Raw genomic sequence first — 25,589 nt, 5'->3', positions numbered from 1 at the left:
GCCTTGGGTGTAATTATTCCTGAGGCATTTTGCGGAAGCCTACCGCCAGGCGGTTCCAGCTGTTGATGGTGGAAATTGCCACGGTCAGATCGACCATTTCCTTAGGGGTGAACTGCGCGGAAACCAGTTCGTAGTCTTCGTCCGGTGCATGGGTCTGGCTCAGCAGCGTCAAGGACTCGGTCCAGGCCAGCGCAGCACGTTCCCGGGGCGTGAAGAACGGCGTTTCACGCCACACCGACACCGCGTACAGCCGACGTTCGGTTTCACCACTCTTGCGGGCATCGGCGGTGTGCATGTCGACGCAGAAGGCGCAGCCATTGATCTGCGAGGCGCGCAGCTTGACCAGTTCGATGATGGTCTTTTCCAGGGGCAGCTTCGAAACGGCAGTTTCCAGCGCGATCATGGCTTTGAGTGCATCAGGGGAAGCAGTGTAGAAATCGATACGCGGTTGCATGGCGGGCTCCAGTCACAAGGGATGTGGAGCTACGTTAATCCCGCACTGACAGGCAGCAAATAGCCAATTATTGGGAAGTTGAGGATGCCAATAGACGGGCATGAAAATATGCCATAGGGGCGATTGCCATCACGTCACCGACAGCGCGGCAGTCTGCGCACAGAAAGCCGCTGACCTTTGCGCCCCTACGCTCGATTGCGCAGCCACTGCAAAAATCCCTTCTTCTGCACAACCCTAGGTACTTCCTGAGTCAACGCCTGAGCCTTGTTCAAGCGGAAATCCAGCAACGCCTTCATCGCTTCGCTGATGTCATGCCGCGCATCCAGACACGGTTTGAGGTATTCCCTCTCGATCCGGTACAAGCTGCAGAACGTCTTGGCGCTGAAGTCCGCTGGTAGCGCCGTATCGGACAATATCCCGCCCTCGCCGATCACCTCTCCCGGCCCCATGCGCCCGGTTTCGAACTTGACCCCGCCACGGCTCAGCTCCACCGACACGACGCCGGATTCGATGATGAACAAATGGTCGCTGACCTCCCCCGCCGGCAGGATCATTTCACCGGCGCGGAAGGTTTGCAGTGTCATGTTCTGGCTGAAGGTTTCTTTCTCTTCCTGACGCAGGGTCGAGAAAATGTTCGAGGCGTCCAGCAATGCCCGTGGCCGTGACAGGTTGGCAGGTGCACTGGGTTCGACACTCGACAGCAGGCTGACACCGCTGGCTTGCAAGTGCCGGTACGCCAGGTCGAACAGCAGATTGCGGACCATGCGCTTCTGGTCCATTGAGACCACGAAGCCGCTGATTTCGTATTCCACGCCCGTGGCGCTGGAGCCTTTCAACGCTACACACGGTGCCGGTTTGATCAACAAATAGCGGCATCCTTGCATCGCCCGTTCCAGCGCGTCGATCACCGTTTGCGGACGCGCGTGCGGGCTCAGTTGCAAGCTGATGGATACGCCGAAAATGTCACTGGGTCGGCTGAAGTTGATGATCTTGGCCTTGGCCGCCAGCGAATTGGGAATCACCGCCATGCTGCCCTGGGCGGTTTGCAGGCGCGTGGCGCGCCAGTCGATGTCGATGACCCGGCCTTCGGTGCCGTCGATCGAGATCCAGTCATCCAGTTGATAGGGCTTGGTGGTGTTCAGGACGATCCCGGAGAACACGTCGCTGAGGGTGCTTTGCAAGGCCAGGCCGACGATGATCGCCAACGCGCCGGAGGTCGCCAGCACGCCCTTGACCGGCAGATCGAGTACATACGCCAGGGCGGCGATGATCGCGATCAGGAAAATCACCGCGCCGAGCAAATCCTGCAGCAGGCGCCCGGTGTGCCCGACCCGTTGCATCATCACCGCGCCAATCAGCACCGTCAGGGTGCGCGCGCCGAACAACCACCAGCCGATCTGTAAACCGGTGGCCGCCAGGTGCAGCGGGATGTTGTCGGCCCAAGGTGCTGTCTCCATGGGGTTCATGCCCTCGTTGAACAGCAGCACGCTGAACAGCGAGTAAATCACCAGCCGTATGACCAGTTTCCAGTGGCTGCCATTGGCGCTGAGCAGGCGCCACAGCCCAAGATCGATAAGGATCAAAATCATTGCGCAGAGCAACGGGTGATCGGTGAGCAGTGACAACATCAAGCAACTCCAGCCATATACGGATGGGCACAGTGTAGGAGCAATTGGTGGCCTGATAACAACACAAAACACTGTGGGAGCGAGCCTGCTCGCGAAGACGGCTGGACAGACACATTTGCAGTGACTGTCAGACCGCTTTCGCGAGCAGGCTCGCTCCCACAGGAAGGTTGTGTTGCCGCGGGTTACTTGCTGTTGGTCAGGGCGTTATAGCTGGTAAACAGGTTGCGGTAGTCCGGGATGTGGTTGGAGAACAAGGTGCCCAAACCTACCACGTCGTTGCGCCAGTCGCGATGCAGCTCACAGGCCAGACCGAACCAGGTCATCAACTGAGCGCCGGAGGCCGACATGCGGTCCCAGGCCGATTGACGGGTCAGTTCGTTGAAGGTGCCGGAAGCGTCAGTCACCACGAACACTTCGAAGCCTTCAGCCAGTGCCGACAGCGCCGGAAACGCCACGCACACTTCGGTTACCACGCCGGCGATGATCAGTTGTTTCTTGCCGGTGGCTTTGATCGCCTTGACGAAGTCTTCGTTGTCCCAGGCATTGATCTGGCCAGGACGGGCGATGTACGGCGCGTCCGGGAACAGCGCTTTAAGTTCGGGGACCAGCGGGCCGTTGGGGCCGGTTTCGAAACTGGTGGTGAGGATGGTCGGCAACTTGAAGTACTTGGCCAGGTCAGCCAGGGCCAACACGTTGTTCTTGAAACGATCCGGCTCGATGTCGCGCACCAGAGAAAGCAGACCCGCCTGGTGATCGACCAACAGAACGGCGGCGTTATCCTTGTCGAGACGTTTGTAAGAGGTAGCCATGGGAGTAATCCTCGCTTTTTATCGATGCCGAACGGGCCGGCGTGAGAGAAACCTGATAGTTCGTTAAAACGGGGCCAAGCAAGCGTAGTCACACAAGCCCGGCGCGCCACAGCATTACAACAATGAGTTCAACCGCTCATCCGACCGAACCGGCCTGACTGGAAGTCAGCGAAGGCCTGGTGGATTTCCTGCTCGCTGTTCATCACGAACGGGCCGTGGCCGACGATGGGTTCGTCGATCGGCTCGCCACTGAGCAGCAGCACGACGGCATCGTTATTGGCTTCCAGACTGAGCTGATTGCCATTGCGTTCGAACAGCGCCAACTGCCCTTCGCGCACCAGTTCCACACCGTTGACCTGAACCGTGCCACGCAACACTACAAGTGCAGTGTTACGACCTTCGTGAAGGTCCAGGGTCAGCAACTTGCCGCCATTGAGGCGCAGGTCCCAGACGTCAATCGGGGTAAACGTGCGCGCCGGGCCGGTGTGGCCGTCGAATTCACCGGCGATCAAACGCAGGCTGCCGGCCTGGTCCTTGAGCGGGATGCTCGGGATGTCGCCATCGAGAATCGTCTGATAACCGGCGTCGGCCATTTTGTCCTTGGCCGGCAGGTTGACCCACAGCTGCACCATTTCCAGAGTGCCGCCGCGCTTGGCGAAACCTTCGGAGTGGAATTCTTCGTGGAGAATCCCCGAGGCTGCGGTCATCCATTGCACGTCGCCCGGCCCGATCTTGCCGCCGCTGCCGGTGGAGTCGCGGTGCTCCAGTTCGCCCTTATAAACGATAGTCACGGTTTCGAAACCGCGGTGTGGATGCTGACCAACGCCACGTCGCTCGGTGGTCGGGGTGAATTCGGCGGGACCGGCGTGATCGAGCAGCAAAAACGGGCTGATGTGCTTGCCCAGGTTGTCGTAGGAAAACAGCGTGCGAACCGGAAAACCGTCGCCGACCCAATGGGCCCGTGGGCTGGTGTAGATACCGATGATGTTTTTCATGGTGTCTCCGAATGAGGTGAGTAACGCGATGGATAGAGCTTAAAACTGAACCCTTTGATGCACTAGACTGCAAAAATCAGCCTTAGCGTTCTATAGGGAGAACGACGGTGGAAGACCTCAACACCCTCTACTACTTCACCCAAGTGGTGGAACACCACGGTTTCGCCCCGGCCGGCCGGGCGCTGGACATGCCCAAGTCCAAGCTGAGCCGGCGCATTGCCGAGCTCGAAGAGCGCCTCGGTGTGCGCCTGCTGCACCGCACCAGCCGGCATTGCTCGCTGACGGAAATTGGCCAGGCCTATTACCAGCGTTGCCTGGCGATGCGCGTGGAGGCGGAAAGCGCTGCCGAACTGATCGAGCGCAACCGCTCCGAACCCCAGGGCCTGGTGCGCATCAGTTGCCCGACCGCCCTGCTCAACTCCTGGGTCGGGCCGATGCTGACCCGCTACATGCTCAAATACCCGCTGGTGGAGTTGTTCATCGAGAGCACCAACCGCCGGGTCGACCTGATCCACGAGGGTTTCGACATCGCGCTGCGGGTGCGCTTTCCGCCGCTGGAAAACACCGACATGGTGATGAAAGTGCTGGGCAACAGCACCCAGTGCCTGGTGGGCGCTCCGACCTTTCGCAAGGGCCTTTCGTCACCCGCTTCCCCGGCCGACCTTAGCGGTTTGCCAAGCCTGCATTGGGGCGCGGCGCAGCGTGAATATCAGTGGGAATTATTTGGGGCGGACGGCGCCAGCGCGGTGATTCGGCATGCGCCACGAATGGTCACCGATGACCTGTTGGCGCTGCGTCATGCCGTGGTGGCCGGGATTGGCATCGCTCACCTGCCCAGCGTGGTGGTGCGCGATGACATTACCGCGGGCCGACTGGTGGAACTGGTTCCGGGCTGGGCACCCAAATGCGGGATCGTGCACGCCATCTTCCCGTCACGCCGTGGGCTGCTGCCGTCGGTACGCGCATTGATCGACTTTCTGGGAGAGGAATTCAGCCACAGCGATATTGCTTGAGAGACACGACACATGGGGCTGGCGGAGTTTTTATTTCGGACATAATATCGTCCTGGATTACAACCATAATATCCACTCCCGCCCGAGGACATGCTCATGCAAAGCCCGAACCGCGAAGCCACGCTCGCCCAATGGATCGCCCAGGAACAGGCCATGCGCGCCCGCCTCGCCGGCCCGGGCAGTCTGTCCATGGCCGAGGTCAGTGCCCTGTCACCCGCCGAGTTTTTCGAAGGCATCGGCAACGGTGAACTGCCCTCGCCACCGATCGGTACGCTGATGGACTTCATCCCGATCGAGTGGTCCGCCGGAATGTTCATCTTTCAGGGCACGCCGGATTCGCGACATTACAACCCGTTGGGCAGCGTGCATGGCGGCTATGCCGCGACCTTGCTGGATTCGTGCATGGGTTGTGCAATTCATACGCAGCTGAAAAAGGGTCAGGGTTATACGACGCTGGATTTGCGAATCAGCTATGTTCGTGCGCTGAACCATGCCAGCGGACCGGTGCGGGCCGAGGGCAAGATTGTTCATCTGGGGCGCTCGACGGCGTTGGCCGAGGGGCGGATTTATGACGTGGATGGGCGCTTGTATGCGACGGGGTCGACCACCTGCATGATTCTTGAGGCGCGGGGTTAGGGTCAAAACCGAGTCGCGGCCTTCGCGAGCAGGCTCGCTCCCACAGGGGATCTGTGGTGTACGCAAATCCAATGTGGGAGCAAGCCTGCTCGCGAAGGCGCCAGATCAAACACCACAAAGCCTTCTGCCGACCCCATTCATGACTTGCGGTAAACATTGCTTTGCCGATCCAGCGGTTTTTCTCAAGGATGCGGGCGCGGATACTCCTGCCCATTCCCACTGCAACCCTGGAGTCATTGATGTCTATTCCCGCATTCGGTCTTGGTACTTTTCGCTTGCAAGGCCAGGTGGTCATCGATTCGGTGAGCACTGGCCTGGCGCTGGGCTATCGAGTCATCGATACCGCGCAAATCTACGAGAACGAAGCCGAAGTCGGCGAGGCCATTGCCGCCAGCGGCATCGCCCGTGAAGCGCTGTTCATCACCAGCAAAATCTGGGTCGCCAACTTCGCTGGGAATCGCCTGATCGACAGCCTCAAAGAAAGCCTGCAAAAGCTGCAAACCGACTACCTGGACCTGACCCTGATCCATTGGCCATCTCCGGAAGATCAGGTGCCGGTCGAGGAATTCATGGGCGCCCTGCTCGAAGCCAAACAACTGGGCCTGACCCGACAGATCGGTGTGTCCAACTTCACCGTCGACCTGATGAAACAGGCGATCGCCACGGTCGGTGCCGAACACATCGCGACCAACCAGATCGAACTGCACCCCTACCTGCAAAACCGCAAGGTCGTTGAATTCGCGCAGAGCCAGGGCATCCAGATCACCTCGTACATGACACTCGCTTACGGCGAAGTGCTGAAAGACCCGGTCATCCAGCAGATCGCCGATCGCCTTCAGGCGACACCGGCGCACGTCACCCTGGCCTGGGCCATGCAACTGGGTTACGCCGTGATCCCCTCGTCGACCAAACGTGCCAATCTCGCCAGCAACCTGAAAGCTTGCGCACTGACGTTGAGCGACGCCGACATGGCGTTGATCGCAGGCCTTGATCGCGGCCATCGACTGACCAGCCCCAAAGGCCTCGCACCCCTCTGGGATTAAGCGTCAATCTCGCTTGAGGCTCTGATCCAGGCGTGCCATGGCGTGCTGCAATTGATCGACGGCCTCGTCGATCAACGCCGCACGCCCCTCGGCGCAGGCACGTTCCAGGTGTTCGCAACACTCGATCAAACGCTCTGCACGGACCATTCGCGCACCACCCTTGATGCGGTGCGCCAGGTCTTGCAGGCGGTGGCAATTGCCACTGACGTGCGCTGCAAGCAGGTCATCGCGATCATAGAGGTTGGTTATGGCCAGTTCGCGCAACAATTGATTGATCAGCGTCCGGTCGTCACCGACGTAGAGCTCCAGGCCGGCCAAGTCGATCTCGGACGTTGATTGCTCTTCAACCGGCGCTGGCGGCTCATTCACAAATCGGGACGCCAGCCAGGCACGCAAATCGGCCAGCCGGATCGGTTTGAACAGGCAGTCATCCATGCCCGCTTCAAGGCAACGGATCTTTTCCTCAGGCTGCGCGTTGGCGCTAAACCCAAGAATCAGCGTGGGTGGCAAGCCATGAGCGCTCTCTTCATCGCGTATCGCGCCCGTCAATTCATAACCATTGACCCCCGGCATGTTGCAATCGGTGATGACCAAATCGAGCTCATGTTCGCGCCACTGAGCAAGACCGCGCTCGCCATCCTCAACCTCCAGCACCCGATGCCCCAGGTAGCTCAGCTGCCGTGAGAGCAACAATCGATTGGCCGGGTAATCGTCGACCACCAGAATCGTCAGCGGCCGAGTGGTCACCTGCAATCCGCTATCCGTCGACTCGCTGAAAATCAACGGTTGCAACACAATCAGATCAAGGCTGATGTCGACCTGCGTACCCCGTCCGAGAACACTGTCGAGCTGCAATCGGCCGCCCATCATTTCGCACAGAGTGCGGCTGATCACCAGTCCCAGACCGGAGCCATTGCGACTTGACTGCTGGCTGTTGCCGGCCTGCACGAACGGGCTGAACAGTCGTTGCTGATCGACCACACTGATACCGATGCCGCTGTCCTCAATACGCAGATTGACTGCCAGATGTCCCGACTCACCGGGCTCCACTCGCAGTGTCAGACTCACCTCACCTTCACGGGTGAACTTGATCGCATTGCTCAGCAGATTGGACAGCACCTGCTTGAAGCGCGTGGGGTCGACTAACACGTCACGATCGCTGTGTTCGGCCAAATCGACCCGCCACTGCAAGTTCTTCTGCCGTGCCAGGCCTTCGAAAACCCGGCACACCGACTCCACCAGCGTCCGCAGATTCGCTCGCTCGGGGGTCAGCGACAAATGCCCGGACTCGATGCGGGCGATGTCCAGGATGTCGCCGATCAACGCCAGCAATTGCTGCGCGGCATCGGACGCCACCTCAATGGCAGGGCGGTCAGTGAAGCCCTCTCCCGCTCGCGTCAGCGCCAGTTCGAGCATCCCGATCAGGGCATTCATCGGTGTGCGAATTTCGTGGCTCATGGTCGCCAGAAAGGTGGTTTTGGCGCGGTTGGCATCGTCGGCGGCGTCCTTGGCGTCCTGCAATTGCCCGAGCAGTTGTTGGCGTTGACTTATCTGCCGACGCTGCCAGGCAATCCAGGCCAGTGCGAGCAACAGCAAAGCGCCCGCAACGGCAAACGCCTGGAGAATACCTTGGCGATGACGCAGCCAGTAGCTGTCATCGACCACCACATCATTGCTCCAGCGGGCGACCAGTTCGTCCATCTCCTGGGGTGAAATACTCAACAAGGCCTTGTTCAAAATCGACTGCAACTGCGGCGCATCACGGCCGGTGGCCATGGCGATGCGCGCCGGTTCATCGCCCACCGTACTGCTGATGCGCAGACGCTCGCGGTAATACCGGGCAATCAGGTAACGGGTCATGAACAATGAACTGAGTGCCGCATCGGCCTGCCCCTTCATGACCAACTCCAGACCTTGGGCCGGGTTTTGTACATTCACCATCCGCACATTCGGTGCCTTTGCCTGAATGAATGCACGCATCGGATGACTGTGGTAAATCGCCAGGCGTTTGCCGGCCAGATCGTCCAGCGTCCTTGGGCTACCGGGGGTGATTGCACTGACCAGCGTGTACGGATTCGTCACGTAGGGGCTGGTAAAGCGCAGCTCGGTGACGCCTTCGGTGGTGGGGATGAGCGCGGGCAACAGGTCGATCTCGCCAGCCTTGAGTCTCTCGATTTGCTGACCCAGGGATTGCCCCCGTATCACGTTGAATTTCAACCCGGTGCGCTGGCTGATCAGCATCAGCAATTGCGCCGTCAACCCTCGGAATCGTCCCTCGGCGTCGTAGAACGTCAACGGCGCAAAGTTCTCGACGACACCGACATTCACCGGCGAATGCTGATCCAGCCAGAGCCTTTCACTTGCGCTCAGACTCACGCGCTGCTGCCCCATCATTTTGGCCTTGCCGGCGTTCCAGCGCTGCTCGATGACCGAGCGCTGGTCCATGGGGATCGCCGCCAGTGCCTTGTCGACAATGCTTTTCAGACGCACATTGCCCCCAGCCAATGCGAAACCGAAGGGGTTGGCGTCGAGGCCGGACGGCCCCACCAGCTGAACGTTATTGAGGTTGTTGTAGTTGATCAGGTAATTGGCGCTGATGAGGTCACCGAGGTACACGTCATCCTGTCCGTACGCCACCGCCCCAAGCGCATCGACCACCGAGGCATAACGTTGCAGGCTGGCCTCGGGATAGAAGGCTTCGACGGTCTGCGACGGCAGATAGTCATCGACCATGGCGATGCGTTTACCCGCCAGATCGACGGGCATCTGCTCGTCCACCCGGCTGACCAGAATCGGCTGATCTTCGGCATAAGCACTGGATCGGGTCAGCTCGGAATCCGCCACCTCGAAGTTGTTCGATGTCCCGAGCAGATCCAGTTCATCACGTTTAAGTGCCTCCATGGCCGCTTCACGGGTGCCATAACGCAGCACGTCGATCTTGATGTGCAGCAGTTGCGCAAGCAGCTCGGCGTAGTCGGCGGTGATGCCCTCCAGTTCATCGTGTTTGCGCGTCACCTCGAACGGCGGGTAGTCCGGCCCGCTCACCCCAAGGCGCAAGACCTGCTTGCTGCGCAGCCATTGCCAGCCCTTTTCATCCAGCCGGACCTCAAAGCCCTCGACCGTAGAACGCCCCAGCAAATGCAAACGCTGTGGTTCGCCGGCGTCCGCAGCCCCCGCGCCCAGTACACACAACAACAGAGCCCACAAACAATCGCGCATGATAGGGCTCACTCAGATCAGATGATTACGCTTGGCAAAGTCCCTCAGGTACACCGCCGATTCCACGTTGAGTTTTCCAACCAAACGGGTCTTGTAGGTGCTGACGGTCTTGTGACTCAAGTGCATGATTTCAGCGATCGCCTTGTTACTGATGCCCCGGGCCAGATGCTGAAAGATCGTCAGTTCGCGGTCGGAGAGTTTATCGATCATCTGCTTTTCACTGCGTTGTATCGAGTTCAGCGACACCGACGCCGAGGGTAGCTGGGCGAAATAGGTGTAACCGGCCATCACGGCGTGCACGGCTTTGTGCAAATGCTGTAGATCATTGCTCTTGGCGACATAGGCCGCGGCGCCGGCGTGCATGCAACGATCCTGATAAAACATGGGTTCCTGGGACGTAAAGACCAGCACTCGGCACGGCACCCCACTGGCCTTGATCCGTGCCAGCACATCCAGCCCGTCGCCGCCGGGCATAACCAGATCCAGCACCACCAGATCGGGTGAGTGTTCCCGGACCATCGACAAGACCTCGTTACCGCTGGACGCTTCGTATATCTGTTTGAAGCCCTCGAGTTGCAGCACGATTTTGATCGCGGCACGGACCACTGGATGATCGTCTCCTATCAGCACTGACCGCACTGACTTCATGGCAACTCCCTGTGCAAAAAACACGACGATTGAGCAATCGATGCCCATGGGCGAGGCCCGGTTAAACGCACCGGCTGCGCAAAGACTGTTGCATGGAAAACCGGGCGCAACTACCTGACAGAAATGACAGTACCGACGAACGGTAGATGAGGATCGATGATCGCCATCAGCCGCTCAATGGACGCCAGATCAGGCAGCGTCGCGTGGCTCACCTCAACCGTCTGTTGAACGCAGGCAGGAATGGGCGGTAGCTGCGCCAGCTGACCGTCGTAGATCAATGCGTGATGAACCTGTGGGTTATCGAGGAAAAAATCGAGCAGATTCAACGCTCCGCCCGCCAGCGATGCATTGATGACCACCAGATCAAATGGCTCGCAACCGTATTCGACCAGGGTCAATAGCTCTTCAAGGCTGTGCACCGGTGCTATCCGGTAGTAGTCGAGTTGATTGAACAGTCGCTCGACCTTCATGCGGTGAAAATGCAACTCGTCGGCGATCAGGATACGTAAGGCTTTGTTCGACAACGTGGGCCCCCAGGAGGGTATCGGATTCGTGAGGGCGCAAGGCTACGGAAGACCCATCGAGCTTTCTGTAGGACCTTTCCTAAAAATCGCGACCCTCGTCCGGTGACCTGGGAAGTTAAAGTCAAAAAACCGTCCGAACACGGTACTTCTGTAGGAGCTGCCGCAGGCTGCGATCTTTTGATCTGGCTTCTCGGCAATTTGCGCTCGAAGATCAAGATCGAAAGATCGCAGCCTACGGCAGCTCCTGCATTTGGCAGCATTACTGCCAGCCAAACCGCCGAATATAGAACCCTTTCACCGCCTGCGTCAGGCCCATGTACGCCAGCAGAATCACCGGCAGGAACACGAAGTACAGCGACGGCAACGCCTGCAATTTGAAGTAGTGCGCCAGCGGCCCCATCGGCAGGAAGATGCCGACGGCCATGATGATTCCAGTCATCACCATCAGTGGCATTGCTGCGCGGCTTTGCAGGAACGGGATTTTCGGTGTGCGGATCATGTGCACGATCAGGGTCTGGGTCAGCAATCCGACCACGAACCAGCCGGACTGGAACAGGGTTTGATGGTCCGGGGTATTGGCGTCGAAGACGTACCACATCAAGGCAAACGTGGAGATGTCGAAGATCGAGCTGATCGGTCCGAAAAACAGCATGAAACGCCCGACGTCCGTCGGCTGCCAGCGTTGTGGTGTTTTCAGCATGTCCTCGTCGACGTTATCGAACGGGATGGCGATCTGCGAAATGTCATAGAGCAGGTTCTGCACCAGCAGGTGCATCGGCAGCATCGGCAGGAACGGGATGAACGCACTGGCCACCAGCACCGAGAACACGTTGCCGAAGTTAGAGCTGGCGGTCATTTTGATGTACTTGAGCATGTTGGCGAAGGTCCGGCGCCCTTCCAGCACGCCCTCCTCCAGCACCATCAGGCTTTTCTCCAGCAGGATGATGTCCGCCGCTTCCTTGGCGATGTCCACGGCGCTGTCCACCGAAATGCCGATGTCGGCGGTGCGTAGCGCTGGCGCGTCGTTGATGCCGTCGCCCATGAAACCGACCACATGGCCGTTGCCCTTGAGCAAACGCACGATGCGCTCCTTGTGCGACGGAGTGAGTTTGGCGAAGACGTTGGTGGTCTCTACCGCTACCGCCAGTTCGGCGTCGCTCATGCGCTCGATGTCGTTGCCCATCAACAGGCCTTGCTGCTCCAGGCCGACTTCGCGACAGATCTTCGCGGTCACCAGTTCGTTGTCACCGGTCAGCACTTTTACGGCCACGCCGTGAGCGGCCAGGGCTTTGAGGGCTGGCGCGGTGCTTTCCTTCGGTGGATCGAGAAACGCCACGTAACCGATCAGCGTCAGCGCCTGTTCATCCGCCAGGCTGTAGGTGTCGCGCCCCTCAATCATTGGCCGTGCGGCGACGGCGACGACACGAAGTCCTTCGGCGTTGAACGATGCGGTGACCTGACGAATCCGCGCCAGCAGTTCATCACTCAGTGCTTCATCGACCTCGCCGTGACGCACCCGCGTGCACACCGCCAACACTTCTTCCACCGCGCCCTTGCAGATCAGCAGGTGCGAATGATCGCGCTCGGCGACCACCACCGACATCCGCCGACGAGTGAAGTCGAACGGGATTTCGTCGACCTTGCGAAACGCTGTACCGACTTTCAGTTCACGGTGGATTTCCACGTGTTCGAGCACCGCCACGTCCAGCAGATTTTTCAGGCCGGTCTGGTAGTAGCTGTTGAGGTAGGCCATTTCCAATACGTCATCGGAGTCATTGCCCCAGACATCGACGTTGCGCGCCAGGAAGATCTTGTCCTGAGTCAGAGTGCCGGTCTTGTCGGTGCACAGCACGTCCATGGCGCCGAAGTTCTGGATCGCGTCGAGGCGTTTGACGATGACTTTTTTACGCGACAGGAACACCGCGCCCTTGGCCAGGGTCGAGGTGACGATCATCGGCAACATCTCTGGGGTCAGGCCCACGGCAATCGACAGCGCGAACAGCAGCGCCTGGGTCCAGTCGCCTTTGGTGAACCCGTTGATGAACAACACCAGCGGCGCCATGACGAACATGAAACGGATCAACAGCCAGCTGACGTTGTTGACGCCTGTCTGGAATGAAGTGGGTGCGCGATCCGTAGCGCCAACCCGCTGCGCCAGGGTGCCGAAATAGGTGTTGTTGCCGGTAGTCAGGATCACCGCCATGGCCGTGCCGGACACCACGTTGGTGCCCATGAACAGGATGTTGTCGAGGTCCAGCGGGTTGCGGGTGTCACTGTCCTGCTGACGGGGAAATTTTTCCACCGGCATCGATTCGCCGGTCATCGCGGCCTGGCTGACGAACAAGTCCTTGGCGCCGAGCACCCGGCAATCGGCGGGAATCATGTCGCCGGCCGAGAGCACGATCAGATCGCCCGGCACCAATTGCTTGATCGTCAGTTCGGTGCGTGGCGCGTCTCGACGCAACACCGTGGCGGTGTTGCTCACCATCGCCTTGAGGGCGTCGGCCGCCTGGTTGGATTTGGTTTCCTGCCAGAAGCGCAGCAAGGTCGAGAGCACCACCATGGAGAAAATCACGATGGCGGCTTTCATGTCTTCGGTCAGCCAGGAGATGACCGCGAGCAACGTCAGCAGCAGGTTGAACGGGTTTTTGTAGCAGTGCCACAGGTGGGTCCACCATGGCAGAGGCTGTTCGTGCTCGACTTCGTTGAGGCCGTATTGCACGCGCAGTGCATCGGCTTCGAGTTCGCTCAGGCCATCGGTGTGGCTGCCGAGGTTGTTCAGCAGTTGCCCGGTGTCGCTGTTGGCGGCGCTCACCAGGGTTTGCGCCAAGGTGGGCGGCACCTCGCGACTGACCGTGGTGTCGGTGAAGTTTTCCAGCAGCGCCAGTCGACGGAAGTGTCGGGCGATGTGGCGGGTGCGCAGGAATCCGGCGAAGAATTCTTTGAGCAGGGTCAGGTTCATGGCAGCTCCCCCAGGGTCAGCCGGGAAACCTTCAAGCAGGCGTGTCGATACGCCGCGATGACGACAACAAGTCGAACATCACGCACGGTTCAGCGTCGATGAGAGGGACGTCGGGGCACGGACCAGGACTGGCCGCGATCGGGATGCCGCTGCTCGCTTTTCGGCGAGACAACGGCACAAAAAAGTGGCGCGTTATCTTGCCGGGAAGGTGCCGGTTATCGAAACCGGCCGACTACTGTCACTCGAACAAGTACCCACTGTGGGTCTCCGCTATTGATTGAAAACGCGCGAAGCTTACGCCCCGATTTCTGGAGAGTAAACGAAGCAAAGGCGTGTGGAGGGGGAATCTCGGGGTTCTTCAGGAAGGGTTCAGGATTCTGGATTTGTGGAGCTAATGAGGAGCCCATCGCGAGCAAGCTCGGCTCCTACAAGGAGGGACGGAGTCAGGCTCTGGCAGCCAGGGCATGCCGCCGATGATGAACCTCCAGCTGATCCTTGATCACCCGCAACACCTTGGCCTCGTGCTCATGGATGAAGAAGTGACCGCCAGCGAGCATGTCCACCGAGAAACTGCCGCGGGTTTCCTTGCTCCAGCCGATCAACTGCTCGGTGGTGGCGCGGTCAGCCTTGCCGCCGAGTACGTGGATCGGGCACTTGAGCAACGCACGCTGTTGCGGTTCGAAACGTCCGCACAATAGAAAGTCCGCGCGCAGCACTGGCAGCGTCAGGCTCATCAGCTCTTCGTTGGCCAGCACCTCTTCACGGGTGCCGTTGAGGGTGCGCAATTGCTCAATCAATTCGGCATCGGTTTTGGGCTCGGCGAAACCCCGGTCGTAGTCGGCACGCAGAGTCGGTGCGGCGGTGCCCGAAGCGAACAGCGCCACCGGTTCCGGACAACCCAGCGAGCGAAACGCATGGGCCATCTCACAGGCCAGCAACGCGCCAAGGCTATGGCCGAACAGCGCGTACGGCGCCTTGAGCGTAGCTTTTTGTTCCTGCGCCAGTTGCAGCGCCAAGCGCCGCATGTCGGTGTGCAAGGGTTCGCCAAACCGGGCGCCACGCCCCGGCAATTCCACGGGTTGCAGCTTGAGCCACTCCGGCAGCTTGCGTCGCCAGCGGCTATAGACCATGGCACTCGCGCCCGAATAGGGCAGGCAGAGCAATGTCAGCTGGGTCACCGGGTTTACCTCAAAAAGTTGTCTGTATAGGAGAACGGATGAGGCACGTCTTGAATTAGTCTAAGATGCAATGTGGGAGCGAGCCTGCTCGCGAAGACGGACCAACATTCAGCAATAATGTTGACTGATAGTCCCTCTTCGCGAGCAGGCTCGCTCCCACAATTAATCTTCATTTCAAATGGCGGAAACTTTGGATGGCGGAACCGAGGACCACGGCGCCAGCGGCGACGGCGACCCAGAATCCGCTCCGGGCTCCAAATGCATCGATCAGCCAACCCGAACTGGCCGCACCAATCGCCACGCCAATGCTCAACCCGGTCACCAGCCAGGTCAGGCCTTCAGTGAGTTTGGCCGGCGGCACGATGCGCTCCACCAACGCCATCGCCACAATCAGGGTCGGCGCAAAGAACAACCCGGCGACAAACACCGCCAGCGACAGCCCGAGAATGTTCGTCGCCAGCAGCAACGGCAGCGTGGTCACCGCCGTCGCCACCCCGCCGTACAGGAACAGTCGCGGCAACGGCAGTTTCGAGCGCAACGCGCCGAACACCAACCCGGCCAGGCACGAGCCGATGGCATACACCGACAACACAATGCTCGCCGCCGCTGGCTGGCCCTGCTGCTGGGCGAACGCCACGCTGACCACATCCACCACGCCAACGATGGTGCCCATGGCGACCATCAACAGCATCAGCAACTGAATCTCGCCGGAGCGAATGATCGAGCCTTGATGATGGTCTTCATGAGGATGAACCGCCGGCTCGGTGTCACGTTGCAGTACAAACGCCGTCACCCCGATCGCCAGCATCAGCAACGCCGCCAACGGCCCGGCCTCGGGGAACGCCACCACACACAACCCCACCGACAGTGGCGGCCCGACAATAAAGCAGACCTCGTCCAGCACCGACTCCAGCGCATAAGCGGTGTGCAGCGCTGGCTGGCCGCGATACACCTCGGTCCAGCGCGCCCGCACCATCGCCGACATGCTCGGCATGCAACCGGCTAACGCTGCGAACACAAACAACGTCCAATTCGGCGCCTGCAAGCGCGTGCAAAGCAACACCAGCAACAACGCCCCGCCACCGATCAGCGCCGACACCGGCAAGATCCGGCGCTGCCCGAAACGGTCCACCAGCCGCGAAACCTGCGGGGCACAAAACGCCGTGGCCAGGGCAAAGGTCGCCGCCACCGCACCGGCCAGTCCGTAGCCGCCCTGCAATTGCGAGAGCATGGTGATCAGGCCGATGCCCGTCATGGAAATCGGCATGCGCGCGATCATGCCGGCCAGCACAAAAGCACTGCTGCCTGGGGCTTTGAACAGCTCGCGGTAAGGGTTTGCCATGGGGTTGCAGGTCTCAACAAGGGCCTGCAAGTTGCCATAAGGCTGGTTTAGGGGAAAGGGTCGAATTGTTGGTCGAATGTGAAGACCCCATCGCGGGCAAGCCCGCTCCCACAGTGGATCTACTGTGAACACTCTATTTGTGGACACTAGAGATCAAATGTGGGAGCGAGCTTGCTCCGGGCGGCGTTCCGACGATGAGGCCAGCGCAGTCACCAAATGAACTCTCTACCGCTTAAACCAGTCAGCTATTTAGGCCCTCAACTCAAGGCGCTGACGTTCATGCAGATTTCCCTCGACCAACAAGTCGCCCTGATCACCGGTGCCAGTTCCGGCATCGGCGCAGGCGCCGCCAAGGCCCTGGCCGCCGCCGGTGCCGCCGTGGTGATCAACTACAACTCCCAGGCCGCTCCCGCCGAGGATCTGGCCCGGACGATCAATGCTGAAGGCGGACGGGCCATCGCCATTGGCGCCGACGTCTCCAAAGAAGAAGACGTCGAACGGTTATTTGCACAAACCCTCGAAGCCTTCGGTTTTCTGGACATTCTGGTCGCCAACTCGGGCATGCAGAAAGACGCCCCGGCCGTGGACATGAGCCTCGACGATTGGAACCAGGTGATCGGCGTCAACCTCACCGGCCAGTTCCTCTGTGCCCGCGCCGCCCTGCGAATTTTCAACCGGCAAGGCATTCGCGATGGCGTCTCGCGGGCCGCTGGCAAAATCATCCACATGAGTTCGGTGCACCAGCGCATTCCGTGGGCCGGTCGCGTCAATTACGCCGCGTCCAAGGGCGGCGTCGACATGCTGATGCAAACCCTCGCCCAGGAAGTCAGCCACCAGCGCATCCGCATCAACGGCATCGCGCCGGGCGCCATTCGCACGGCGATGAATCGCGCCGCCACTGACGGCGATCACGAGCAGGAACTGCTCAAACTCATTCCTTATGGCCGCGTTGGCGATGTCGAGGACATCGCCAACGCGGTGGTTTTCCTCGCCTCCGATGCCTCCGACTACATCGTCGGCACTACCCTGTTCATCGACGGCGGCATGAGCCTTTATCCGGAGTTTCGCGGCAATGGCTGATCATCATCCCGAACGACAAAGCGCTATCGATGCCCACGGCATCATCGGCGACATGCGCAGCGCGGCACTGGTCAACGACAAGGGCAGTGTGGACTTTTTCTGCTGGCCGGAATTCGACAGCCCATCGATCTTCTGCTCGTTGCTAGACACCCCTGAGGCCGGGATTTTCCAACTGTCCCCGGATTTACCCGACGCGCGACGCGAACAGATTTACCTGCCCGACACCAATGTGCTGCAAACCCGATGGCTCAGCGACCGCGCAGTCGTCGAAGTGACCGATGTGCTGCCCATCGGCGACAGCGAAGATGACACGTCGGTGCTGATGCGCCGGGTTCGTGTGGTCAGCGGCCAGGCAACGTTTCGCATGCGCTGCGCTGTGCGGCATGACTACGCTCGCGCCAAGACCCGCGCGCGTATGGATGAAAAGGACGTGACCTTCGAGGCCGCCGATCAGCCGTCCCTGCGCCTGTCTTCGGACCAGGTTTTACGTATCGACGGCCATGCGGCAGTCGCCGAATTCACCCTCGAACAGGACCAGAGCGCCGAATTCATGCTGGGCGGTATCGACGACCCGCGGTTCAAGGAAGGCGCCGCCACGATCTGCCTGGAACGTACCCTGAAGTTCTGGCGCGACTGGATCGGCCAATCCAACTACCGTGGCCGCTGGCGGGAAATGGTCAATCGCTCGGCCCTGGCACTGAAGCTGCTGACCTCGCGCAAACATGGCGCGATCCTCGCCGCCGCGACCTTCGGCCTGCCGGAAACGCCGGGCGGCGAGCGCAACTGGGACTATCGCTATACGTGGATCCGCGACGCCTCGTTCACCGTCTACGCGTTCATGCGCCTGGGCTTCGTCCAGGAAGCCAATGATTACATGCGCTGGCTACGCGGGAGAGTCAGCGATTGCCACGGCAAGTCCATAAAACTCAACATCCTCTACGCCATCGACGGCCGCCAGGAATTGCCGGAAACCGAACTCTCGCACCTCTGCGGCCATGGCGACGCAACACCGGTACGGATCGGCAATCAGGCTTACGACCAGGTCCAGCTCGACATCTTCGGCGAGTTGATGGACGCGGTGTACCTGGTCAACAAATACGGCGACGCCATCGCCCATGAAGGCTGGAAACACGTTTTGGAAGTGGTCGATCAGGTCTGCGAAACCTGGGAGCAAAAGGACGTCGGCATCTGGGAAATGCGCGGCGAGCAGCATCACTTCCTGCACTCGCGGCTGATGTGCTGGGTCGCACTGGACCGGGCCATTCGCCTCGCCTCCAAACGCTCACTGCCCGCCCCGTTCGCCCGCTGGGACCAGACACGACAGGCGATCCACGCTGACATCTGGGAAAACTTCTGGAACGAAGAACGCGGGCACTTCGTTCAGTACATCGGCGGTACCGCGCTTGATGGCTCAATGCTGCTGATGCCACTGGTGCGCTTCGTCAGCGCCAAAGATCCGCGCTGGCTCGCGACCCTCGATGCCATCGAAAAGAATCTGGTGCGCGAAGGCATGGTTTGCCGCTATCGCAATGACGACACCCGGATCGACGGCCTCGACGGCACCGAAGGCGCCTTCGCCGCGTGCTCGTTCTGGTACGTCGAATGCCTGGCCCGCGCCGGCCGGGTGGAAAAGGCGCATCTGGAATTTGAACAGTTGCTGAGGTATGCCAACCCGTTGGGGTTGTACGCCGAAGAGTTCGACAGCCATGCGCGGCATCTGGGCAATACGCCGCAAGCGCTGACGCATTTGGCCCTGATCAGCGCGGCCAGTTTTCTGAATCGGAAATTGAGTGGGGAGAAGAGTTTCTGGCAGCCTTGAGACTGTGTTGCCCCTTTCGCGAGCAGGCTCGCTCCCACATTTGATCTCGGTCGTATACAAACCTGGTGTCCACTAAAGATTAAATGTGGGAGCGAGCCGGCTCCGGGCGGCGTTCCGACGAAGGGGCCATCAGCCACAACACAAGACGGACTGAATACCGGCGAAAGAAACGGTGGCCGGTATAGGCCAAGCTCCTACAACTGCTAAACAGACCTGTTCAATCGCACGAAGCACCTCATTTCTATAGCCTGAAAACGTTTGTTGCCACCCGTTACATCCCCCCCTACCATCCACCGTCAACGGGTACAGCGGAGCTGTCCAACAAAACCCGAATTCAAGGAACCAGAATGACCCAGCGCATCCACCGCAGCATCGACACCCCACTCAGGTCCGGTCTGAACCGCGACGAATTGTGGGAAGCCCACGACAAAGGCCTGATCAAATGCTGGGAGATCGGCCGCCAACGCGCCGCCCGCTTCCCCGAACTCGCCCAACGCTGCCTTGCCGGCGAACTGCCGGTGCTGGGCTGGAAAGGTGGCGTCAGCCGCAGCCTGAAGAAACTCGAAAAGTATGGTTCCCTCAAATACCTCGCTCAATGGCAGGGGTTGCGCGGGGAAGATCTGGATATCGATCTGAGTGAAGAACGAGCGTTGACGTGTTCACGGACCAACATGGTGGTGACGTTTACGCCGGATCGGACGAAGTATTTCAATCAAGTGGCCGAAATCGAAGTCTAGGAAACAGGCAAATACAACCTCTGCGGAGTATCGAATGAACAATGAAGCGCTGATCCACTTCACCCAAACTCCAGGTTTGTCTCTCGCCTACGAAGAACACGGCCCTACCACCGGCGACCCGATCATCCTCCTCCACGGCTTCCCCTACTCCCCGCGCGCCTACGACGAAGTCGCCCCAGCCCTCGCCGCCAAAGGCTACCGCGTCATCGTCCCGTACCTGCGCGGTTACGGCCCGACCCGGTTCAACCACCCCGACACCCTGCGCTCCGGACAACAAGCCGCTCTCGCCCAGGATTTGCTGGATCTGATGGATGCGCTGGCGATTAAACAAGCCGCCCTGTGCGGCTACGACTGGGGCGGTCGGGCGGCGTGCATCGTGGCGGCGCTATGGCCCGAGCGGGTTCGTTGCCTGGTGACCGGTGATGGTTACAACCTTCAGAACATTCCCCTCTCCACCGAACCGTCGGACCCGGAAACCGAGCACCGCCTCTGGTATCAGTACTACTTTCACACGCCACGCGGGGTTGAAGGTCTGACGAAAAATCGCCGGGCCTTGTGCGAATTGCTCTGGAAGTTGTGGTCACCCACCTGGACCAAAGGGCCTGAGTTGTATCCGTTAAGCGCACCGGCCTTCGATAATCCGGATTTCGTCGAGGTGGTGATTCACTCCTATCGCCACCGGTTCATGTACGCGCCCGGCGACCCGGCGCTGGAGTGGATTGAAGAAGCGCTGACCCGACAGCCGCCGATCAGCGTACCGACGATTTCCCTGTGCGGGGCTGACGATGGCGTCGGACCGGCACCGGAGATAGACGAAGACATCGCCCACTTCACCGCGCGTTATGAGCGGCGAGTGCTGGCGGGCGTCGGCCATAACATTCCCGAAGAAGCGCCCGAGGCAACGCTCAGAGCGTTACTGGATCTGCTGGAGGGCTGACGCTGAAACGCTCGCGATAGGCCTGCGGGGTCACGCCCATGGCCCGCAGAAAACTGCGTCGAAGCGTCTCTTCGCTGCCGAATCCGCATTGCACCGCCACCCGTTTGATCGGCACTCTGGTATCGCTGAGCAAACGTCGGGCGGTTTCGACCCGAATCAGTTCAATGGCCCGCGCTGGCGTCTGGCCGGTGTCGGCACGGTAATGGCGGACGAAGCTGCGCTCACTCATGCCCGACTGCAAGGCCAGGGTCGGGACGCCGAGATCCTTGGTGAGGTTTTCGCTGATCCAGGCATGAAGTTCGTCGAAACGGTTGCCTTCTTTTTGCAAAGAGAGGGTCACGCTGAACTGCGACTGGCCGCCGGGACGTTTCAGGAACACCACCAGTTGCCGCGCGACTTCCAGGGCCATCGTGCGGCCGAGGTCTTCTTCGACCATGGCCAGCGCCAGATCGATACCGGCAGTGACCCCGGCCGAGGTCCAGACCGGACCGTCATTGATGAAAATCGGATTGGGTTCGACCCGCAGTCGCGGATGCTTCTGCGCCAACTGCTCGCAACGGGTCCAGTGAGTGACCACCCGCCGGCCATCGAGCCAGCCGCTGGCCGCCAGCAAAAATGCCCCGGTGCACACCGACGCTACCCGCCGACACCCCGTCGCATGTTCACGTACCCACGCCACCAGAGGTTCGTCTTCGGCCGCGTCGTAAACGCCCCAGCCACCGGCAATGATCAACGTGTCACTGCCCTCTTCGGGCAACGGCTCGGCCAACAGTGCCAGCCCCGCCGACGACATCACCGCCCCGCCGCCGCTGGCAATTACCGACGGAGCATAGGGCGGCGGAAAACCTTGCTGGCGGGAAATATCGTTGGCCGAGGCGAACACCTGCAACGGCCCGGTGACGTCGAGCAATTGCACATTGGCAAAGGCGAGCACGTGAATGGTTTTCGGCATGATTGGCGTAATTCGTGGGGTGATTGGCGTATGCGCCAAATCCTACGAGCCTAAAGTGAAGGCGTCTACCCCCACTTCATGAGAAAAATGCCATGACGTTGCAGATCGGTTTTCTGTTGTTTCCACAGGTTCAGCAACTGGACCTCACCGGCCCTTACGAGGTACTGGCCTCGCTGCCGGACGTGAAGGTGCATTTGATCTGGAAGGACCTGATGCCCATCACCGCGAGCACGGGCCTGGTGCTGAAACCGACCACCACGTTCGACGATTGCCCGAAGCTGGATGTGATCTGCATTCCCGGCGGCAGTGGCGTCGGGCCGTTGATGGAAGATGAAGAGACACTGGCCTTCATCAAGGCGCAGGCCGCCAACGCGCGTTACGTCACGTCGGTGTGTACCGGCGCGCTGGTACTCGGTGCGGCAGGTCTGCTGAAGGGCAAACGCGCCACCACTCATTGGGCCTATCACGAATTGCTGGTGCCTTTGGGGGCGATTCCGGTGAAGGATCGGGTGGTGCGCGACGGAAATCTGTTGACCGGTGGCGGGATCACGGCGGGTATCGATTTTGCCCTGACCCTGGCCGCAGAGTTGTTCGATAAGGACACGGCAGAGCTGGTGCAGTTGCAGCTCGAATACGCCCCGGCGCCGCCGTTTGCTTCGGGCAGCCCTGAAACGGCGCCGGTCAGTGTCCTGGAGGAGGCCCGCAACCGTGCCGCTGCGTCGTTGAAACTGCGCTCGCAAATCACTGAGCGTGCAGCGGCGAAACTCGATCAGTTGTCAGCACGCTGATCCATCCCGACCGGCAGCCAGTGCCTGGCTGCCGGTCCCTCCGGCCAAAATGACGCGCCGAGGATTTTCCATCGTCCATAAAAAAACCCGCCTAAGCGGGTTTCTCAAGACCATTTCGACATCCTGTCGGCAGCCATCCTGGCCAATGGACGATCATCCGTGATCCTGAGCGCATCCTGCGACTCAGTTGATGGATCCAGATTAAACACATCGGTGAAGCGTAAACAGAGGACATACCAGCGCTCTGGTGTAAGCCATTGCCCATTCAGCCATGAAGCCCTCTCCTGTAGCAGCTGCCGAAGGCTGCGTTCGGCTGCGCAGCAGTCGTAAACCATGCAAACACGGTGTACCTGAAAAACCGCAGTGTCTGTTTCAGCGACTGCTTCGCAGCCGAACGCAGCCTTCGGCAGCTGCTACACGAAACTCATCTGCCAAGGCCTTTTCGACAGACCAAAAAAAACCCGCCGAAGCGGGTTTTTCCCAAGACCATTACGACTCCCTGTCGGCAGCGATTCCTTGCTTATGGTCGATCATCCGTGATCCCGAGCACTTCCTGTGCTTCGGTTGATGAGGCTAGATTACGCTTCGGATCCAATGTGCAATAGACGACATAGCTACCATCGCGTGTAGGACATTCGCTATAGCCGCCCTTCCGAAAACCCTTAGACAGGTAAGGTTTCAAGCATTGAAGCCGCGAATTTAGCGGCCTGCAGCTGACCTTCGGCCGCCAGGGTGTCGTCCTCGAGAAACGCCCGGCGTTTCAGCCAAGGTTCGAACATCAAGCGATCACTCTTCCTGACGCTCGCGTTTCTTGGCAGTGTCTTTGAGAAATTCTTCGATATTGTTCATCTGTTCATCCCAACCGCGGCTGTCCATGCGGAACGCCTTGAGCCGGCGCGTTTGAGGGACGTGATCGAAACCGGACTCGGTGACCTTGAGTAACGTGCCTTCATCCATGTCTTCGAGCTCGAACTTCACCAAAGTGGTGGGTTCCTGGGAGTAATCGACCTCCGGCTCCACGGCATAAGGGTGCCAGCGAAACGAAAATACCCGTTCGGGCTCGACCCGCTCCACCAGCACGTTCCACAGCAAGTGCTCATAACCCGGGTACGTAATCTGCCCCTGGGTCCACTCACCGGCGACAAAACGCTTGCCCTCCAGCGCCACGCCAAACCACTGCCCAAAAGCTTCGGCATTGGCCAGCACGCGCCAGACCTGCGAGCGCGGCGTTTTGAGCAGGATCTTCCTTTCGATGCGATCTGATGCTGGATTCATAAGTCACCTCCTGTACTGAACAGTAGGCCTGTAAGACCACAAGACCAACCCTAAAGTTGTATCAATCGGGTAGCGCAATCAACCCTGTACGAAATATTCGGCTGCATGTCCAAGTGTAACGCCTGGTTTGAAGACAAAAACCAGAAGACCGAAACTGCTAACGTTAGGGCGAAGTTGACTCAGACAAGGATGATTCATGCAGCTTTCACTTACGGAACGTTATCGCGGAGCCCTGCTGGGCCTGGCCTGTGGTGATGCCGTTGGCACCAGCGTCGAGTTCCAGCCACGCGGCTCGTTCAAGCCCCTGACCGACATGGTGGGCGGCGGCCCTTTCAATCTGAAACCCGGGCAATGGACCGATGACACCTCGATGGCGCTGTGCCTGGCCGAAAGCCTGCTGAGCAAAAACGGCTTCGAGGCGGCCGATCAGATGGGTCGTTACTTGAATTGGTGGCAATGGGGTTATCTGAGTTCAACGGGGGAATGCTTCGACATTGGCATGACCGTACGCGACGCCCTGACGCGCTATCAGGAAACCGACGAACCGTTCGCCGGCTCCATCGATCCCCGCACGGCAGGCAACGGCTCGCTGATGCGCCTGGTGCCGGTGGTGCTGTATTACTTTCCCGATCGCGACCGGATCCTCGCGTTTTCCGCCAACAGCTCGCGAACCACCCACGCCGCACCGGAAGCGGTCGAATGCTGTCAGTTGTTCGCTGAGCTGATCCACCGTGCGTTACAAGGCGCGTCCAAGACAGAGGTGCTCAGCTTGTCAGAAACGACATGCCTGGAAACCAAAGTGGCCGCCATCGCGCGAGGCGATTATTTCGGTAAACCTGAAAGCGATATCCATGGCAGCGGTTACTGCGTGGCTTCACTGGAAGCAGCCCTGTGGTGCTTTCATCAGACTGACAGCTTTGAAGCCGCCATCCTGAAAGCCGCCAACCTGGGCGACGACGCCGATACTACCGCCGCCATTGTTGGCCAGTTGGCCGGGGCTCATTACGGTGTGCAGGCCATTCCCGAACGTTGGCTGAAGAAGTTGCATTGGCGCGAAGATATCGAAGCCACGGCTGACGCTTTGCTGCGGGCAGCCACCCTCACGCAATCAGGAGCACGCGATGAATAGCCTGCATGGCAGCTGTTTGTGTAAAGCCATCGAGTACGAACTCGATCATCTCGACATGCCCATCAGTCATTGCCACTGCCAAACCTGTCGCAAGGCACACGCCGCGGCATTCGCCTCGACAGCCGGGGTCATGCGCGAACATTTTCGCTGGACCAAAGGCCAGGACCGCCTGAGCAGCTACGAATCGTCGCCGGGCAAGATGCGGCATTTCTGTTCGGTCTGCGGTTCACACCTGATGGCGGAACGCTTGGCCCAACCCCACGTTATTGTTCGTGTGGCCACACTGGACGATGACCCGAAAATGACGCCTCAGGCGCATATCTGGACGACACATGACGTGCCGTGGCTTGCCTATGAATCGATTAAAAAATGCCCTGAATGGCAAACATAGAGGGTCGAATACAGCACTAAACTGCATTCC

Annotated in this window: 22 protein-coding genes; 10 read left to right on the top strand and 12 right to left on the bottom strand. The window is 59.7% G+C overall.

The features are described from left to right. Positions 1 to 13 precede the first annotated feature (13 nt). The 4 genes from ACYZTW_RS09760 to ACYZTW_RS09745 all read right to left on the bottom strand — a co-directional run bounded on the left by ACYZTW_RS09760 (position 14) and on the right by ACYZTW_RS09745 (position 3,886). Positions 14 to 454, bottom strand: coding sequence for a carboxymuconolactone decarboxylase family protein (locus ACYZTW_RS09760; RefSeq protein WP_462004684.1), 441 nt, complete (start codon positions 452 to 454; stop codon positions 14 to 16). A 185-nt stretch (positions 455 to 639) separates the two neighbouring features. Further along, positions 640 to 2,082: a mechanosensitive ion channel domain-containing protein gene (locus ACYZTW_RS09755; RefSeq protein WP_462004683.1), complete on the bottom strand. Its 1,443-nt coding sequence runs from the start codon at positions 2,080 to 2,082 to the stop codon at positions 640 to 642. Between the two features lie 182 nt (positions 2,083 to 2,264). Next, positions 2,265 to 2,891 (bottom strand): isochorismate family cysteine hydrolase YcaC, encoded by a 627-nt coding sequence (gene ycaC, locus ACYZTW_RS09750; protein ID WP_462004682.1) that lies wholly within the window; start codon positions 2,889 to 2,891, stop codon positions 2,265 to 2,267. A 128-nt stretch (positions 2,892 to 3,019) separates the two neighbouring features. After that, positions 3,020 to 3,886, bottom strand: a complete 867-nt coding sequence (locus ACYZTW_RS09745; RefSeq protein WP_462004681.1) for a pirin family protein — start codon at positions 3,884 to 3,886, stop codon at positions 3,020 to 3,022. A gap of 107 nt (positions 3,887 to 3,993) precedes the next feature. On the opposite strand from ACYZTW_RS09745, the gene ACYZTW_RS09740 reads away from it, so the two are divergent. The 3 genes from ACYZTW_RS09740 (at position 3,994) to dkgB (ending at position 6,578) form a co-directional block, all read left to right on the top strand. Next, a complete protein-coding gene (locus ACYZTW_RS09740) occupies positions 3,994 to 4,899 on the top strand; it encodes a LysR substrate-binding domain-containing protein (RefSeq protein WP_462004680.1) in 906 nt (301 codons plus the stop codon). A 96-nt stretch (positions 4,900 to 4,995) separates the two neighbouring features. Further along, positions 4,996 to 5,535, top strand: coding sequence for a PaaI family thioesterase (locus ACYZTW_RS09735; protein WP_462004679.1), 540 nt, complete (start codon positions 4,996 to 4,998; stop codon positions 5,533 to 5,535). 239 nt (positions 5,536 to 5,774) lie between these two features. After that, complete coding sequence (gene dkgB, locus ACYZTW_RS09730) at positions 5,775 to 6,578, top strand: 2,5-didehydrogluconate reductase DkgB (RefSeq protein ID WP_462004678.1); 804 nt, start codon at positions 5,775 to 5,777, stop codon at positions 6,576 to 6,578. 3 nt (positions 6,579 to 6,581) lie between these two features. On the opposite strand, the gene ACYZTW_RS09725 is transcribed toward dkgB, so the two are convergent. From ACYZTW_RS09725 to ACYZTW_RS09700, 6 genes are all read right to left on the bottom strand, one after another. Then, positions 6,582 to 9,797 (bottom strand): ATP-binding protein, encoded by a 3,216-nt coding sequence (locus ACYZTW_RS09725; RefSeq protein WP_462004677.1) that lies wholly within the window; start codon positions 9,795 to 9,797, stop codon positions 6,582 to 6,584. A 12-nt stretch (positions 9,798 to 9,809) separates the two neighbouring features. Further along, entirely contained in the window at positions 9,810 to 10,436 is a 627-nt protein-coding gene (locus ACYZTW_RS09720; protein ID WP_462005729.1) for a response regulator, read from the bottom strand. 119 nt (positions 10,437 to 10,555) lie between these two features. After that, positions 10,556 to 10,969, bottom strand: a complete 414-nt coding sequence (locus ACYZTW_RS09715; protein ID WP_462004676.1) for a response regulator — start codon at positions 10,967 to 10,969, stop codon at positions 10,556 to 10,558. Positions 10,970 to 11,228: 259 nt separating this feature from the next. Continuing rightward, positions 11,229 to 13,931 carry a magnesium-translocating P-type ATPase gene (mgtA, locus tag ACYZTW_RS09710; protein ID WP_462004675.1) on the bottom strand — a complete coding sequence of 901 codons (2,703 nt, stop codon included), beginning with the start codon at positions 13,929 to 13,931 and terminating at the stop codon, positions 11,229 to 11,231. Positions 13,932 to 14,374: 443 nt separating this feature from the next. Then, positions 14,375 to 15,109, bottom strand: a complete 735-nt coding sequence (locus ACYZTW_RS09705) for a thioesterase II family protein (RefSeq protein WP_462004674.1) — start codon at positions 15,107 to 15,109, stop codon at positions 14,375 to 14,377. 169 nt (positions 15,110 to 15,278) lie between these two features. Then, positions 15,279 to 16,451 (bottom strand): MFS transporter, encoded by a 1,173-nt coding sequence (locus ACYZTW_RS09700; RefSeq protein ID WP_462004673.1) that lies wholly within the window; start codon positions 16,449 to 16,451, stop codon positions 15,279 to 15,281. A gap of 279 nt (positions 16,452 to 16,730) precedes the next feature. Between ACYZTW_RS09700 and ACYZTW_RS09695 the strand changes: the two genes are divergently transcribed. The 4 genes from ACYZTW_RS09695 (at position 16,731) to ACYZTW_RS09680 (ending at position 21,024) form a co-directional block, all read left to right on the top strand. Then, the gene (locus ACYZTW_RS09695; protein ID WP_462004672.1) at positions 16,731 to 17,531 is read left to right on the top strand and encodes a glucose 1-dehydrogenase; all 801 of its coding nucleotides are present in this window, start codon (positions 16,731 to 16,733) and stop codon (positions 17,529 to 17,531) included. Continuing rightward, a complete protein-coding gene (locus tag ACYZTW_RS09690) occupies positions 17,524 to 19,350 on the top strand; it encodes a glycoside hydrolase family 15 protein (RefSeq protein WP_462004671.1) in 1,827 nt (608 codons plus the stop codon). Before ACYZTW_RS09695 ends, ACYZTW_RS09690 begins: the two co-directional genes overlap by 8 nt. Before the next feature lie 347 nt (positions 19,351 to 19,697). Further along, on the top strand, positions 19,698 to 20,087 hold the full coding sequence (locus ACYZTW_RS09685) for a hypothetical protein (protein ID WP_462004670.1): 390 nt from the start codon (positions 19,698 to 19,700) through the stop codon (positions 20,085 to 20,087). Between the two features lie 34 nt (positions 20,088 to 20,121). Then, entirely contained in the window at positions 20,122 to 21,024 is a 903-nt protein-coding gene (locus tag ACYZTW_RS09680) for an alpha/beta fold hydrolase (RefSeq protein ID WP_462004669.1), read from the top strand. On the opposite strand, the gene ACYZTW_RS09675 is transcribed toward ACYZTW_RS09680, so the two are convergent. Further along, positions 20,993 to 21,976 (bottom strand): GlxA family transcriptional regulator, encoded by a 984-nt coding sequence (locus ACYZTW_RS09675; protein ID WP_462004668.1) that lies wholly within the window; start codon positions 21,974 to 21,976, stop codon positions 20,993 to 20,995. The two genes, ACYZTW_RS09680 and ACYZTW_RS09675, sit on opposite strands and share 32 nt — an antisense overlap. Positions 21,977 to 22,068: 92 nt before the next feature. Between ACYZTW_RS09675 and inhA the strand changes: the two genes are divergently transcribed. Next, a complete protein-coding gene (inhA, locus tag ACYZTW_RS09670; protein WP_462004667.1) occupies positions 22,069 to 22,764 on the top strand; it encodes an isonitrile hydratase in 696 nt (231 codons plus the stop codon). 786 nt (positions 22,765 to 23,550) lie between these two features. Here the strand turns inward: inhA and ACYZTW_RS09665 are convergent. After that, positions 23,551 to 24,039 carry an SRPBCC family protein gene (locus ACYZTW_RS09665; protein ID WP_415768002.1) on the bottom strand — a complete coding sequence of 163 codons (489 nt, stop codon included), beginning with the start codon at positions 24,037 to 24,039 and terminating at the stop codon, positions 23,551 to 23,553. 196 nt (positions 24,040 to 24,235) lie between these two features. On the opposite strand from ACYZTW_RS09665, the gene ACYZTW_RS09660 reads away from it, so the two are divergent. Together ACYZTW_RS09660 and ACYZTW_RS09655 are read left to right on the top strand one after the other, a co-directional pair. Beyond that, positions 24,236 to 25,168, top strand: a complete 933-nt coding sequence (locus tag ACYZTW_RS09660; protein WP_462004666.1) for an ADP-ribosylglycohydrolase family protein — start codon at positions 24,236 to 24,238, stop codon at positions 25,166 to 25,168. Continuing rightward, the gene (locus ACYZTW_RS09655) at positions 25,161 to 25,559 is read left to right on the top strand and encodes a GFA family protein (RefSeq protein ID WP_462004665.1); all 399 of its coding nucleotides are present in this window, start codon (positions 25,161 to 25,163) and stop codon (positions 25,557 to 25,559) included. Before ACYZTW_RS09660 ends, ACYZTW_RS09655 begins: the two co-directional genes overlap by 8 nt. The last annotated feature ends 30 nt before the right edge of the window (positions 25,560 to 25,589 follow it).

It is taken from the genome of Pseudomonas sp. LB3P25 (assembly GCF_054897985.1).
The sequence above is the reverse complement of the archived record's forward strand: the minus strand, read 5'-3'. Positions and strand labels throughout refer to the sequence as shown.

Excerpts from the sequence above, each read along its gene's own strand:
- ACYZTW_RS09695 (WP_462004672.1), top strand. The coding sequence starts at position 16,731 with ATGCAGATTTCCCTCGACCAACAAGTCGCCCTGATCACCGGTGCCAGT.
- inhA (WP_462004667.1), top strand. The coding sequence starts at position 22,069 with ATGACGTTGCAGATCGGTTTTCTGTTGTTTCCACAGGTTCAGCAACTG.
- ACYZTW_RS09660 (WP_462004666.1), top strand. The coding sequence starts at position 24,236 with ATGCAGCTTTCACTTACGGAACGTTATCGCGGAGCCCTGCTGGGCCTG.
- ACYZTW_RS09760 (WP_462004684.1), bottom strand. The coding sequence starts at position 454 with ATGCAACCGCGTATCGATTTCTACACTGCTTCCCCTGATGCACTCAAA.
- mgtA (WP_462004675.1), bottom strand. The coding sequence starts at position 13,931 with ATGAACCTGACCCTGCTCAAAGAATTCTTCGCCGGATTCCTGCGCACC.
- ACYZTW_RS09700 (WP_462004673.1), bottom strand. The coding sequence starts at position 16,451 with ATGGCAAACCCTTACCGCGAGCTGTTCAAAGCCCCAGGCAGCAGTGCT.
- dkgB (WP_462004678.1), top strand. The coding sequence starts at position 5,775 with ATGTCTATTCCCGCATTCGGTCTTGGTACTTTTCGCTTGCAAGGCCAG.
- ACYZTW_RS09675 (WP_462004668.1), bottom strand. The coding sequence starts at position 21,976 with ATGCCGAAAACCATTCACGTGCTCGCCTTTGCCAATGTGCAATTGCTC.
- ACYZTW_RS09755 (WP_462004683.1), bottom strand. The coding sequence starts at position 2,082 with ATGTTGTCACTGCTCACCGATCACCCGTTGCTCTGCGCAATGATTTTG.
- ACYZTW_RS09690 (WP_462004671.1), top strand. The coding sequence starts at position 17,524 with ATGGCTGATCATCATCCCGAACGACAAAGCGCTATCGATGCCCACGGC.
- ACYZTW_RS09680 (WP_462004669.1), top strand. The coding sequence starts at position 20,122 with ATGAACAATGAAGCGCTGATCCACTTCACCCAAACTCCAGGTTTGTCT.
- ACYZTW_RS09665 (WP_415768002.1), bottom strand. The coding sequence starts at position 24,039 with ATGAATCCAGCATCAGATCGCATCGAAAGGAAGATCCTGCTCAAAACG.
- ACYZTW_RS09745 (WP_462004681.1), bottom strand. The coding sequence starts at position 3,886 with ATGAAAAACATCATCGGTATCTACACCAGCCCACGGGCCCATTGGGTC.
- ACYZTW_RS09685 (WP_462004670.1), top strand. The coding sequence starts at position 19,698 with ATGACCCAGCGCATCCACCGCAGCATCGACACCCCACTCAGGTCCGGT.
- ACYZTW_RS09655 (WP_462004665.1), top strand. The coding sequence starts at position 25,161 with ATGAATAGCCTGCATGGCAGCTGTTTGTGTAAAGCCATCGAGTACGAA.
- ACYZTW_RS09735 (WP_462004679.1), top strand. The coding sequence starts at position 4,996 with ATGCAAAGCCCGAACCGCGAAGCCACGCTCGCCCAATGGATCGCCCAG.
- ycaC (WP_462004682.1), bottom strand. The coding sequence starts at position 2,891 with ATGGCTACCTCTTACAAACGTCTCGACAAGGATAACGCCGCCGTTCTG.
- ACYZTW_RS09725 (WP_462004677.1), bottom strand. The coding sequence starts at position 9,797 with ATGCGCGATTGTTTGTGGGCTCTGTTGTTGTGTGTACTGGGCGCGGGG.